The sequence below is a fragment of the Cytophaga sp. genome, assembly GCF_051961495.1.
In the GTDB taxonomy this organism is placed as follows: domain Bacteria; phylum Bacteroidota; class Bacteroidia; order Cytophagales; family Cytophagaceae; genus Cytophaga.
This window is the reverse complement of record NZ_JBQCDF010000135.1, coordinates 23,337-37,315: the sequence shown is the minus strand read 5'-3', so window position 1 is coordinate 37,315 and position 13,979 is coordinate 23,337. Positions and strand designations below refer to the sequence as shown.

Below are 13,979 nucleotides of genomic sequence, written 5' to 3'. Positions count from 1 at the left end.
TTACTTAACAACCAATGTCGTTGTACCGATCAGGTTGCCATCCTGCCAGATTTTTAATGTATATGTACCAATCTTGTATTCAGATCCTTTAGCATACACAAATGTAACTGACTGGTTTGTATTGTTGAAATCGATGTTTTGTTTTTCAGTGTAAGGAATTTCTTTTCCTTCAGAAGTTTTGAAGAAACCACCACCTAATGAGCTATCGAACAACGGAGCACCACTTGGTTCGATTACCTGAAGGTAAAGAGTCTTCGTATTTTTAGGAGCCACTTTGTTATCAGCAAGGTTGAATGTAAGCTTGATTTTATCAATCGTTTTTGCTTTGTATTCATCACTTGTCAATTCTTTTGCTTTAGCATTGATCACGGTAACTTTGATGTTCTCAGCTTTCAGGATTGAAGCCAGTTCATATTTCTGCTGAAGATCAGAACGTACAGAACGAAGGTTGTTGATTGAATCATTCATTACTGCTTTATCCTGTTTCAATGTATCAATAGAAGAGCTTAAGTTCTTGTTTTCTTCACGCAGTTTGATAATCTCTGCTTCTTTCTCTTCCAGATCCTTTTTGTAAGAAGCGATCTGTGCATTCAATTTGTTGATGTTAACAGCATTTCCTTTTTTCAGGTTTGCAATGGCATTATCCAATTCAGCAATTTTAGCATTCAATGAATCGTTTGACTGACCTAACTGAGCAGCCTGAGCCTGTAAGCTGTGGTACTGTAATTGTAAGCCTTCAAGTTCTTCAACTTTCATTTTTAAAGAATCGTTTGTCAATACGATTTCTTTTTCCTGCTCAACAATTTTCTCAGACTTCTGATTGTTATTGAACAATAAGTATCCGATCACCCCTAACAACGCCAGGATGATAATGATAAAAATCAGATTATTGTTCTTTTTTGTTTCTTCTTGTGCCATAATAGTTGTTGGTTAATTTAAAAGTATAATGGTTATAGTTATAGTATTTAATAAAGTTAGGAAATATTCTCAGATAATAAAGAAAGGCTTTAAATTTTTATCTTATTTTTTACCATCAAAAACGACATTCATCCAATCTTCTGGTACGCTATCCAATGCTTTTTTCAATTGTGTATCCCAGGTGCTCGAAATAATTTCCATGTCTTTTTTCTCAAACCGATGTTCAATCATTTTGAAAGAACCGCTATTATATACAACTACATCCAGCGGAAAATCAACGTCGTTTGCTGAAACACGGGTTGAGTCAAAAGATAAGAATCCAGCTTTCAATACCTCCTGTAAAGTAGATTCATATTTAACGGTTCTGTTTAGAATAGGCTTGCCGTAGCCGCTGTTACCGATGATCATAAATGGTGAAGTCTGGGTCATTTCAATCCAGTTTCCTTCCGGATATAATAAAAATAATTTCGGTTCGGAATCATGTTTTAATTGGCCGCCTACAATTGTATGCAGGTTGAATGCAAAGCCGGCCATGTTTAATGCAGCCCGGTCCTCTTCTGCGACTTTACGCAGCTGCATACCAAAAGCATTTACTGCTTCATACAGCTGGTTGTAAACAACATGTTCATCTTTAAGAACTTCATTAAAATACGTAACTGCTTTATCGCGTACAGAACGTAAGCCGCTTGTCATTAAAAATAAACAGCCTTGCTCGTTTTGGTGTACGAACAATTTCTTTGCTGTTGTAGTATCGGTACCTGAGGTAATTCGTGTGTCGGCGATGGCAACTAAGCCATCTTTTAATTTTACGCCTAAACAATACGTCATATTTAATTTGCATTATAGAAATTCGAGTCGAAATATACGTATTTTATCAGAGCTAAAATACTTTCCGGAACCCTGCTTACGGATATTGTATCAATACTGGAGATATTTCTTCTCCAGCATATCAGCAAGTTTGGCCACCCTGTTCAGCAGATCATGATAAAACGCCAGTGGCTCTTTCTCGATTTCCTGCAGAGAGGTATATTGTATCATGGCCAGCAGTTTACTTGCATAAAACTCCAGTGAGTCTGTCTGGTGCCGCGATACATTTGTGATACGCATCAGACAATTTTCTATATGACGTAAATTGTATACGATGGAATTCGGGAAGTTTCTGTTCAACGTTAGAAACTCAAGGCTATGGCTTATACTCGGTACTTCCCGGTAATAGATCTTGCACATATCATATGCCTGTGTACTTTTCAATAAATTTATATTTTCAAAAAGTTCAAGCATGTTGTAGTATTCCTTTTTAGGAATACGGTTGATATCATTGATCTTGGTAACGATCATGCGGATCACCTGTGTGGCGCGCTCAATGTGCTGACCCAGATGAATGATGGACCAAACTTCATCATGCAGCAATGAATTATCAATATTAGCTTTGATTACAGAGATGTCTTCCAAAACCTTTTTAGAAAATTCATAAATACCGATCTGTGCGAAGGTTGCCTTATCCATGGAGTTCACATAGTGGTAATAGGTATTTACAGATTGCCACAATTCACTGGATATAGAATCTTTCGCACCTCTGGCATTTTCGCGCGCTTTCATGACAGAGTGTTTGATTGACCCTGCGTTAAACTCATTCAGGCCAATAAAATGGGCTACTTCAAGCGTTTCCATCTTGCCATGGCCATCAAGATATTCTACATAGGATCCGGCCATATTCAGAACAGATTCAAGTATGTGATCTTTTTCTACTGACTTCGGTGCATCAATGCTGAAGAAATAATGTGTCTGCGCATATCGGCTGATATGTTCTGTCCGCTCAAGGTAACGACCCATCCAGAACAGATTTCCTGCGATTCTCGATAACATACTCAATTCAATTTAATAATTTTCTATAACCCACGTATCTTTTGATCCTCCGCCCTGCGAAGAGTTAACAATAAGATTACCTTTCTGTAACGCAACCCGGGTCAGGCCGCCGTCCAGTACGTAAGTTTCTTCTTTGCCCATCAACGCAAATGCCCGCAGGTCTATGTGGCGTTGTTCAGACTCTTTGGTTTCTTCAATGAATGTTGATAAAACCGAGAGTGACATGATCGGCTGGGCAATGTATTTACGCGGGTTCGCATGAATCAGCTGTTTGTATTCTTCGATCTCTTCTTTTGTTTTTCTGTTCCCGATGAATACACCATATCCGCCGGATTCGTCTACCGGTTTTACAACCAGGTTATGCATGTTCTCCAGCACATACTTCAGTTCATCCGGACGTTCGCACCGATAAGTCGGTACGTTGTTCAGAATCGGTTCTTCATCCAGGTAATATTTAATGATGTCTGGTACATACGTATACACAGCCTTATCATCGGCCACACCTGTGCCAGGCGCATTGATGATATTAACGTTGCCGGCCTGGTAAGCGGCCATTAAACCCGGAACGCCCAATACTGATTTTGGATTAAATACCAGGGGATCAATAAAGTCATCGTCTACACGGCGGTAGATCACATCTACACGCTTCGGCCCATGGATCGTTTTCATATAAACAAAATTCTTTTCTACAAATAAATCACGGCCTTCCACCAGTTGTATACCCATTTGATGGGCAAGAAAAGAATGTTCGAAATAAGCGGAGTTATAGGTACCCGGTGTAAGTACAACACATATCGGGTTATCAATGCGGTCGGGGGCCACAGAGCGGATCGTTGAAAGAAGCTTCTCTGTATACTGCATCACCGGCTTTACATGGTACCTGCTGAAAAGATTGGAAAAAATCTTCTTCATCGTCTCCCTGTTTGATAAGACATAACTTACACCCGACGGACAACGAAGGTTATCTTCCAGTACATAGTATTTACCATCACTGTGCTTGATGATATCTGTACCGGTAATGTGTATATAAATGCCACCCGGAGGATCAATACCTATCATTTCCTTTTTATAGAACTGCGAACTGAAAAGTAATTCTTTAGGTACGATTTTATCTTTCAGAATTTTTTGCTCATGATAAATATCCCAAAGAAATAAATTAATCGCTTTATTGCGTTGCTTGATTCCCTGTTCAATGGTTTGCCATTCTTCAGCAGGTATCATTCTGGGAAAAAGATCAAAAGGAAACAATCGTTCTACGCCTTCAGCCTTTTCAGAATATACATTGAACGTAACACCCTGGTTGAATAAATTACTTTTTGCAATCTGGTCAACTTTAAGATATTCTTCGTATTCCAGACGTTTAAAGGCTTCCATTAAATGCCTGTAATGTGTTCGAACATCTCCCGACGGAGTCCATGCCTCATCAAAATGGGCAGGGTCTATCTTGTAAGAATTAAATATTCCGCTCTGAAATGTCATAAGATTGCCCTTTCTATTTATATAATTAAATTTATATTAGCCAATATATAGGTATATTCTGTATTCGCAAAATATTTACTATATATATTTATTTTAGAACGTATATAGCATTTTTAACTGGTTATTTTACCCAGATTCTAACATTGTGTCACAACTCAAATAATATAATTAATCTAATATAAATCGTGACAAATTAGGTTTTTATATAAAAAGTATATGAGAAATATCAATTTTATTACAAATTGGTTCATTTTTTAACTTAAAATTGTAATCTATGTATATTTAATGCCTATATGAGGTCATTTTTTAATCGATATTGTTTTTTTAATGTCAAAAACATAAAAATTACCTGTGATTTTTAACTTATTAAAAAAGTACAAAATTAAACCCCTTGAAAAGAAAGATTGGCAACTGTTCATTTTTTTTGCAATTTGTGATGTAAACGAGATGATGCATGAAGTATGATGTTTGTATTATAGGTGCTGGACCAGCAGGATATGCTGCAGCAATAAGGGCTCTGGATTTAGACAAATCTGTTATTTTAATTGAAAAAGATAAAGTAGGCGGCGCCGGCCTATACAATGGTGCCATATCATCCAAGACCTTTTGGGAACTTGCAAAGGATATCCAGACAGCCCGCAAACGTTTAGCCCAATACAGTCCTGACCAACATTTCGCAGTAACCTATCAGCAGGTGTTGCGCCAGGTACGTGAAGGGATCGCTAATCGCCGCTTCCACCTGGAAGGACAGATCGAATCACTTGCCAAGCAACAGACAAACCGTTTCAGATATATTAAAGGTACTGCAAGGTTGCTGAGCCAGCACACGGTTGAAGTACTTACCGGTACGCAGGAGGAGGTTTTTGAAGCAGAGAATTTTGTTATCGCTACCGGTAGCAAGCCGCGCAAACTGCCAAACATACCTATCGATGAAAAGATTATTGTTACCAGCGATGGCGTTGAAAATTTTGAGAACTTCCCCAAAAGCCTCGTAATCCTTGGTGCCGGCGTTATTGGTTGTGAATGGGCAACCATCTTCTCCAACTTTGGTTATACTTCTGTAAATATCATTGATAAAGCTGCCCGCATTCTTCCGTTTGAAGATGATGACGTGACCGATGTGGTGGAAGCCAACATGAAAAAGCAGGGCATCACCGTACATAAAAAATCAAACCTGCTGAGCATGCGTATTGTCGATGGTGAAGTTGAATACATCATCGAATATACCGACGGCAGAAAAGAAATGCACCGCGTTGAAAAAGTTCTGGTATCTGTAGGACGTGTGCCGAATACACAGAACCTGGGCCTTGAGCAGGTTGGTGTAAATGTATTACCAAACGGGCATATTGAAAATAGTGACGGACAAACAAATATCTCCAACATTTATGTTGCCGGTGATATCTCTTCTGATGTAGCATTGGTAAATGTAGCTGAGCTTGAAGGCAGGCATGTGATTGAAAAAATGTTTGGCCTGAGCCACGATGCTATTACCTACAACAACGTATCAACAATTATGTTTGTGCAGCCTGAAGTTGCAGGTGTGGGCATGAATGAACAGCGTGCGCTTGAAAATAAAATTTCCTACAAAGTTGTAAAAATCCGTTACGACATGATACCGCGTGCCATTGCCATGCGCAACAACGACGGGTTCTTTAAAATCCTTGTGACCAACGACTCGGAAATGAAGATCCTGGGCATGCGTGCCGTTGGCGTGCATGCATCCAGCGCCATCCAGGCGGTTGCGCTTTTGATTTCCATGGATAAAGGCGTTGAAGAACTGGCAGACATGATTCATCCGCACCCATCTATTATTGAAGGAATCCAGGAATGTATCCGTATGCTGCTTGGCAAATCAGTACTGAAGCCTGAATTCTTCAAGGGCATGCTTTCCTGCAAGTCCTGTGATGAAAACGGCTGCAGCAGCGATATCATTTACTTAAAGTAAACGGCTTATGAAGTACGTCTCTTCCAGACTTTCTTCGGGTAATAAATTATTCCCGACCGAAATACATATTGAACCAAATGGAATAAAGATCAAAGAGCCGGGCGTATTCAACAGCCGGTCAACGTTCATAAGCTATGTAGATATTGTATCTGTAAGCATTGATAACCCGCTGGTTGGTTTCAGCACACTTACATTCTTTACTAACAGCACTTCTGTTCAGGTAAATGGGTTTACAAAAAAACAATCTGAAGAAATCAACGCCCTGATCATTCAAGGCAAGAATTAATGCTACCTCATGATAAAAGATTTCTTTAATAACATCGGGCTCATAACCTTATTTATATTTACACTCTTTTTTATAAAATTACAGCTGGTTAATAATGCCGCATACGCATCTTTCCAAAGGAGCTTTGCCTTTTTAATTGATGTACTGATTGTTATGGCTTTCCTTTATACCAGCTACCGGCTTTACGTGCATTTTAAGAAAAAAAACAGGCAGGATAAACCTTAAAAATGATCGTTTCATTGGAACTTAATAAGCCTTTTATTAGTTTTGGAAACAGAACATTATTTTGAATTGTCAAATTCTAATTTAAAAATCAGAATATTATTCTTTTATTTGTTGAAAAATTAACCATTAAACACTTACGATCATGAGTTTACGATTAGGCGATATTGCTCCGGATTTTACAGCAGAAACTACCGAAGGGCCAATTTCTTTCCACCAATGGCTGGGCGATAAATGGGGTGTTTTATTTTCACACCCGGCAGATTATACACCGGTTTGTACGACAGAATTAGGTGCAACTGCAAAACTGAAAGAAGAGTTTGAAAAACGTAATGTTAAAGTTGCTGCTTTAAGTGTTGATGGTTTAGAATCACACAAAGGCTGGATCAAAGACATCAACGAAACACAAAACACAACGGTCAACTTTCCGATCATTGCAGATGAAAACAGAAAAGTTGCTGAGCTGTATGATATGATCCACCCAAACGCAAGTGAAAAATTCACTGTACGTTCTTTATTCATTATCGGTAACGATAAAAAAATAAAACTGATCATTACATACCCTGCTTCTACAGGCCGTAATTTTACAGAGATCCTGCGTGTAATTGATTCTCTTCAGTTAACAGCCAACTACAGCGTTGCAACACCTGCAAACTGGAAAGACGGTGAAGATGTTGTGATTACTCCTGCCATCAAAGACGAAGAAATCGCAGCGAAATTTCCTAAAGGTTATACCCGTGTGAAACCTTATTTGAGAACTACGCCACAACCGAATAAGTAATTATTTACTTATTCTAAAATGAAAGAGTCGCCCCGATAGCTATCAGGGCGACTCTTTCATTTTAGAAGAGCGTCGCTATTTAACTTAATTATTCTGATCTTCTTTTTTCAGGATAACAGTTTGAACAGGAAAAGGAATGTCTATTTTTTCAAGTATAAACCGTTTATGAATCGCACGAATCAGTTTGTCTGTTAAAACAAACTGGCGGTTGTAATCCGGCGCTTTGGCAATGATCACAAAGTTGATGCTGCTTGGGTTGAAGGCCGTATACCGGAAGACGGGTTCAAAATATTCTTTTTCACCCAACACTTCGTCCTGCACTTTTACCGCTTCTTCAAGCACCGCCCGTGTTACCAGTTCCAGATCCGAACCATAAGCGATTCCCACAGGCAGCTTCACTAAAATATGCTCTTCTGTTAACGAATAGTTGGTAATAATAGCCGAGGCTATTTTCTGGTTGGGAACAATAATGCGGTTGGCATTTGATTCTCTTAACACCGTACTTCTCCAGCTTATATCTTCTATGATGCCTTCCTGTCCTGATTCCAGTTTTACATAGCTGCCCGGTTTTAATCTTTTACCCGCAATCACGCTGATGCCGGAAAACAAATTGCCCAGTGTATCCTGCAAGGCCAGCGCGACCGCCAGGGAAGCTACACCCAAAGCCGTGAGCATAGGCGTAATGGATATATCCAGCGTGCGCAATATGATCAGCAAACCGATGCAAAAGAAAACGATCCGCACCAGGTTGATGATGATGGAATACGTTTTTACAGCACCCGTGGTGTCTTCATTCGCATTTTTGATGGCGTTGATCACAATTTGCGAAAACACCCGCGTGAACAGCATGATCAAAATAATCACACATACGGATGCAGTATATTTAATAGCAATCGGACTGAGGGGGGATATTTCTAAGGCGATATACAGACCGATAAAAAATACAATGAATGTTACCTTGCCTCTCAATACACAGAGAACAACCTGCGCTATTGAATCCTTCTCTTTAAACCGGTTTAAAAAAATCCGTAATACGAAACGGTCTAAAATAAAACCAAACAACAAACTGCTTCCCAATATTATTAAAAAAGGTATGTACCCTTCATGCAAATAATCGGCGAAGACCATGTGTTGTTTGGTTTTTTATATCAACAAATTTATTTCTTCTTGTATTGGGCATTCAATCCATTAATCACCTGCGTAGAAATATTCAATGAATCTTTCGCATAAACAATATTTGCCGGACCACCTTTGGTATAAGTGAATACATAGGCATAGTTTTTTTCCTTGCTTAATACTTTCAGGTATTCATCCAGTTTGGTTAACAGGTTTTTTGCAAAAGTCTGTTGTTTGTCAGACCATTCTTTATCCAGTTTGTCTGCATATTCTCTTAACTTCTGATCTTCCTCCATCAGCATGCGTTCTCTTTTTTCTCTTACATCAGGCGTTAAACCTCCGGCTACCTGTTGGTAGTTGGCTGCATTCTGCTCTAATGTTTCCTGTCTTTTCATCAGGTCCTGCTGCTTCTTTTTATAATCGCTCTCAAGATTAGCAACGCCATCTTTATAAAACTGATACTTGGTTGTTAATTGCTCATAGTCTATATAGGCAATGGCACCATTACCGGAAACGATGTTCGGCAGGCTGTCAATGATTAATGGAGCTTCTGCTGTTTGTGTAGAATCAGTAGCTTCAACATCCGGACTAGCTTTCTGACCTTTAAAATGCAATACATAAAGAACGATAACGGCAATAGCCAGCACACCGTTTAAAATTAGAGAAATACGTTGATTCACAGTAGTAATTATTTATTTTACTGTCAATATTCGTGAATATTTAATAAAGAAAAAAGGGATTCTTCAGATAACTATCCTAAAAGTAGTGCCTTTATTTATCTCTGTTTCAACCTGAATTCTGCCGCCGATTTTGTTAACTGCTGTTTTAACCAGGTATAAACCAAGGCCGGTGCCACCCGCAATTTCGCTGGCTCTGAAAAACATGTCAAATACTTTATCTTTTAAACCTTTATCTATACCCAATCCGTTGTCAATAAACTCGATCAGCGATTTCTGTTTATCTACTTCTATGCGGATATATAAAGATGACTTGCGCTTATTATTATCGCGGTAGTTGAACGCGTTCTCTATTAAATTCTGAAAAATAGAATAGATCATTTGTTCATCGGAATAAAAATCTCTGTCCTGTTTGATTTCTACATCAATATAGAAATCCGAAAAAGATTCAATGTTTGTAAAGCCTTCTTTTATTTCGTTGATGATTTTATTGAAATCAATCAGCGTAGATTCTATGACAACATTTTTAATTTTTGAAACCTGCAGCAAATCCTGCAACAGCGCGTCGAGACGGGAAGTGCTTTTCTCAATGTGCCTGAAATATTCTTTTGCTCCTTCATCATTTATATCAATTAACCCAAGCTTCGCTAAACCGATAATTGATTTCAACGGACCTTTGATATCGTGCGATGCCTTGTAAACAAAGGCGTCCAGTTGCTGGTTCTTATATTCCAGTTCTTTTGTTCTTTCTTTAACTTTTTCTTCCAGTTCCTGTGTAACCTTATCTTTCAGTGCTTCATTTTCTTTCAACTGGTTAATCAGTTTCAACTGTGCATCGCGGGTCTGGTTATTTACAATGCGCACGCGGTCGGCAAGCGCGAATGAGAACAGAAACAATTGAAAGAACGTGCCAAAATTCATGGCATAAACAGTGAACATATTATTTCTGGCAATGCCCAGTACCATCAGGATATGAGTTGTGAAGCCTATGAATAAAGCAGCATAAGCCAATATGAAAAAACGGGCCGCAATATAATCTTTGAAATAAATATCAATGGCAACATAAAAAATGAATACCAGCACAGCGATATCAATCTGGTACATGCGTAACAATGGTTCATAAAAGAGAAGTCCGGTTACAAACAACAATACACGTGCGATCATGAGTGAGCGCAGTATGATGATATAGGCTCGGGATATTTTTTTGATTTGAAGGAAAGCCGAGGTATAGAGCAGTGATGTTACAGAAAACAATACCACAGAAAAGCATTGAAGATACCCGTTCAATACCATCTGATGCGGCCAGAAATACTGGAAGCCTAATCCATCATTTGATAAGCTGTACAATACAACGCTAACGACATTAAGCGCGAAATAGAAATAAGTTATTTCGAATGTAGCCGCAAAGAGACTTACACAATAAACGAACATCAATAACAGGAAGCCGTAATAAATGGATAGTATCAGATACTCCTTATTGGAATACTCGAGCAGATCCTGGTGAGTACGTATGGCGCCGAATGCCGCAACGGATTCTTTGCTTTGTACACGAATGAAAATCGTATACTGCGTGTTGGGGTTAAACACAACCTCATTCAGAAAATTCTTGTGTGCTATTTTCCGGTGTTCAAACGCAAACGAATCCCCGCCCTGAAAATGATAATAAAGCGAGTCACCGTTCAGCACATAAATATCATATTCATCAATATGAAAGTCATATAATTCGATCAGGTATTTTCTGGTGCTTCTGGCTACGTGCTGGACATCAATGTATGCCCACATTTCATGGTGGTGGGAAAAAAGCCGCTGATCATCCGTTATGGTTCTTGTAAATAATCCTTTACGTTGAATGGCCCGGATTTCATCAAAGGATTTTGAATGGATGGAATCAAAATAAACCGAATAGTAACCAGCGCGCCAGACAAAACGTTCTGTTGAATCTTTTAAAAGCACTGGATCAGGTTCTGCTCCTGCGCCCAAAGCGCTGTAAGCAAATAACAGCAGTATACTTCCTATAAGATTCCTGAGAAATTGGTTCATCTAGTCATTACGAGTAGATGAGGCCTACCCGTTGGTTAGTTATATTTTATCGTTGGATCTGATTTGCCCAGGTACTGACATGCAGCAAGTTTATGCATGGATTCGAAGCGCACAGGTACCTTGTTGTACTTATACGCATCAACAAGCGGCATGGTTAGGTTGTTGTCTCCCATGCTGATATCAATATCAGTCATGGTCATTTGAGCAGGGTGCTCATAACCGCAGGCATGTGTAATTTCCAATACTTCTTTGCGCAGGTTCTTAATGTAATTGTACAGGCGGTCTGCCTTCAATGGCACGTCTATGCCGGATTGCAGCCATTTGTTTTGTGTGGCAACACCCGATGGACATGTATTATTGTGGCATACCTGCGCCTGAATACAGCCAATAGACATCATGGCTTCACGTGCAACGTGAATAACGTCGGCGCCCATGGCAAATGCCATTAATGTGCTTTCCGGAAAGCCTAATTTACCCGATGCTGCAAACACAATGCGATCGGTTAACCCTCTTTCAGCAAAAATTTTATATACGTTACTGAATGCATATACAAATGGCAGTGATACGTGATCGGCAAATGCCGGCGGCGCAGCACCTGTTCCTCCTTCACCTCCGTCAATGGTAATGAAATCGGGACCATAGCCTTTTTTCACCATCAGGTCGGCAAGTTCCACCCACATTTCCATCTTACCTACAGCGGATTTAAAACCAACCGGTAAGCCTGTTTCCTGGGCAATGCTTTCTATAAAATCCATCATCTCAGGCACATTTGAAAATGCGCTGTGGTATGCAGGGGAGATTACATCTTTACCCATAGGCAAGCCGCGGATGTCCGCAATTTCCTGTGTGATCTTGGATGCCGGTAAAACCCCGCCTTTCCCTGGTTTCGCTCCCTGCGACAATTTCAAATCAATGGCACGGATGCATGGGTTGGCCTCAACCAATTCCTTTAATTTAGACATGGAGAAATTTCCATGTTCATCACGTACACCAAAATAACCTGTACCGAAATGGAACATGATATCTGCACCATGTTTGTGATGAGGTGCCAGCGAACCTTCACCTGTATTCTGGTAACAGCCTGCTTTTAACGCACCTTTGTTCAATGATTCAACAGCACGGGCAGACAGCGAGCCGTAGCTCATACCGGAGATATTGACGATGGAGTAGGGCCTGTAAGGTTTTCTTCTTTTATTATATTCACCCATGATCTTTGCACAGGGAACAAAATCAGGTTTCGCTTTATTCGGATGGCCTTCCTTTACAGCATAAGAAAACATGGAAGGTTTTATAAAAACAAAACCCGGACTATTCTGATCCTGATCGGTACCAAAGCCCTGGTAATTGTTTTGCTGCTTGGAAGAAGCATAGATCCAGGAACGTTGTCTGCGGTTGAACGGCAGTTCCTCTCTGTTGTTCGCAACAATATATTGACGCAGTTCAGGACCAATCTTTTCCAGCAGGTAGCGGAAATGACCAACAATCGGGAAGTTGTGCTTGATTGTATGTCTTCTGTTAAAGAATATATCTCTAACCGCTACAAAACCTAAAAATAATATGAAATAAGCCCACCACGGGATCAATGCAACAGCTTCCAGTATCTCCTTCATTTCTATAAATAGTTTTAGGTATTTTTAAATTTGCTGCGCCTGTTTTATTCAGGTGCTACTTCTTCTTCTACGGGTTCTTCAGGAACTTGTTCTTCTTCTGTCTGCTCTCCGTCAATATTTTCATCCGTATTCTCGCCATCACCATCTGTATTTTCAGGAACATATTCTTCCTGCGGACGAGCGTTATTTTGCTGTTCCTCTTTTTTCTTTGTCTTCCATGTATCTGTTCCTTTCGGGCCATCATACTGGGCCGGTGGTGGCAGAGAAAGTTTTTTCTTACGCTTAGGTGCTGAAGGTGCAAACTGAAATTTGCATTGGAACGTGCCATAACCATCGTTACGCGAACCACTGTAAGTCAGATTATCCAGATAGTCTGTTGTTGTAAAACGGTATACATATTCCACGCATAATGAACTTCTTTGCGTAATGGTAAACTGTAAACCGAAACCTGCCGGAATTGCCAGCGCTATTGTAGAAGGGCTTTTTAATTCCACATTGGAAACCGCTGCATTATTAATGGTTGTTGTTGAATTAAACATCATTGCACCCACACCCAAATGAATGTATGGTTTACAGAATGTATAATGAGATTCCTTTTTTCTGTCAGGAGCAATGCGCACAATTTCATCAATGAGATATAATCTGCCATATGCCTGCAACTCATAGCCATGGGCAACAAAAGAAGCATTCCGTTCGGGCTTGAAATCATTAGACTGAAAATTCAGGTAAGACAGTTCGGCGCCAAACACAAGGTGTGGCCAAAGCTTGTAATTTGCACCCACTGACATTCCAAAACTTAACCCGTTTGTACCAAAGCCTTCTGTAAGATCTCCCCTGTAAGTAGTCATACCCGCACCTAATGTAAATGTCAGGGGACCTCTATAATAGTACGTATCAAAAAAACCGGAATATTCTCTCTGTCTTTTAAATTGACCAAATGAAACCGTTGCAGTGATTAGGAATAACGAAAGGACTACAAGAAGCTTTTTCACAAATTATATGTTAATGTTTGGGGTAAATTTACTTAATAATTGCAGTA

General features: G+C 39.6%; 12 protein-coding genes. 3 read left to right on the top strand and 9 right to left on the bottom strand.

Annotation, left to right across the window (positions count from 1 at the left end; translation table 11 throughout):
* From ACTHJT_RS06745 to ACTHJT_RS06730, 4 genes are all read right to left on the bottom strand, one after another.
* Positions 1-918, bottom strand: coding sequence for a hypothetical protein (locus ACTHJT_RS06745; protein WP_440237236.1), 918 nt, complete (start codon positions 916-918; stop codon positions 1-3).
* 102 nt (positions 919-1,020) lie between these two features.
* Positions 1,021-1,746, bottom strand: a complete 726-nt coding sequence (locus ACTHJT_RS06740; protein ID WP_440237235.1) for a peptidase — start codon at positions 1,744-1,746, stop codon at positions 1,021-1,023.
* A 90-nt stretch (positions 1,747-1,836) separates the two neighbouring features.
* A complete protein-coding gene (locus ACTHJT_RS06735) occupies positions 1,837-2,784 on the bottom strand; it encodes an alpha-E domain-containing protein (RefSeq protein WP_440237234.1) in 948 nt (315 codons plus the stop codon).
* Between the two features lie 12 nt (positions 2,785-2,796).
* Positions 2,797-4,263 (bottom strand): circularly permuted type 2 ATP-grasp protein, encoded by a 1,467-nt coding sequence (locus ACTHJT_RS06730; protein ID WP_440237233.1) that lies wholly within the window; start codon positions 4,261-4,263, stop codon positions 2,797-2,799.
* 454 nt (positions 4,264-4,717) lie between these two features.
* On the opposite strand from ACTHJT_RS06730, the gene ACTHJT_RS06725 reads away from it, so the two are divergent.
* The 3 genes from ACTHJT_RS06725 to ACTHJT_RS06715 all read left to right on the top strand — a co-directional run bounded on the left by ACTHJT_RS06725 (position 4,718) and on the right by ACTHJT_RS06715 (position 7,497).
* Positions 4,718-6,208: a dihydrolipoyl dehydrogenase family protein gene (locus tag ACTHJT_RS06725; RefSeq protein ID WP_440237232.1), complete on the top strand. Its 1,491-nt coding sequence runs from the start codon at positions 4,718-4,720 to the stop codon at positions 6,206-6,208.
* 7 nt (positions 6,209-6,215) lie between these two features.
* Entirely contained in the window at positions 6,216-6,494 is a 279-nt protein-coding gene (locus tag ACTHJT_RS06720; protein WP_440237231.1) for a hypothetical protein, read from the top strand.
* Positions 6,495-6,861: 367 nt separating this feature from the next.
* Positions 6,862-7,497: a peroxiredoxin gene (locus ACTHJT_RS06715; RefSeq protein ID WP_440237230.1), complete on the top strand. Its 636-nt coding sequence runs from the start codon at positions 6,862-6,864 to the stop codon at positions 7,495-7,497.
* Between the two features lie 84 nt (positions 7,498-7,581).
* On the opposite strand, the gene ACTHJT_RS06710 is transcribed toward ACTHJT_RS06715, so the two are convergent.
* From ACTHJT_RS06710 to ACTHJT_RS06690, 5 genes are all read right to left on the bottom strand, one after another.
* A complete protein-coding gene (locus ACTHJT_RS06710; RefSeq protein WP_440237229.1) occupies positions 7,582-8,625 on the bottom strand; it encodes a mechanosensitive ion channel family protein in 1,044 nt (347 codons plus the stop codon).
* A gap of 29 nt (positions 8,626-8,654) precedes the next feature.
* Positions 8,655-9,293 (bottom strand): OmpH family outer membrane protein, encoded by a 639-nt coding sequence (locus tag ACTHJT_RS06705; RefSeq protein WP_440237228.1) that lies wholly within the window; start codon positions 9,291-9,293, stop codon positions 8,655-8,657.
* Positions 9,294-9,356: 63 nt separating this feature from the next.
* A complete protein-coding gene (locus ACTHJT_RS06700) occupies positions 9,357-11,330 on the bottom strand; it encodes a 7TM diverse intracellular signaling domain-containing protein (RefSeq protein WP_440237227.1) in 1,974 nt (657 codons plus the stop codon).
* 35 nt (positions 11,331-11,365) lie between these two features.
* On the bottom strand, positions 11,366-12,940 hold the full coding sequence (locus tag ACTHJT_RS06695; RefSeq protein ID WP_440237226.1) for an FMN-binding glutamate synthase family protein: 1,575 nt from the start codon (positions 12,938-12,940) through the stop codon (positions 11,366-11,368).
* A 44-nt stretch (positions 12,941-12,984) separates the two neighbouring features.
* Positions 12,985-13,932, bottom strand: a complete 948-nt coding sequence (locus tag ACTHJT_RS06690; RefSeq protein WP_440237225.1) for a hypothetical protein — start codon at positions 13,930-13,932, stop codon at positions 12,985-12,987.
* Positions 13,933-13,979 lie beyond the last annotated feature (47 nt).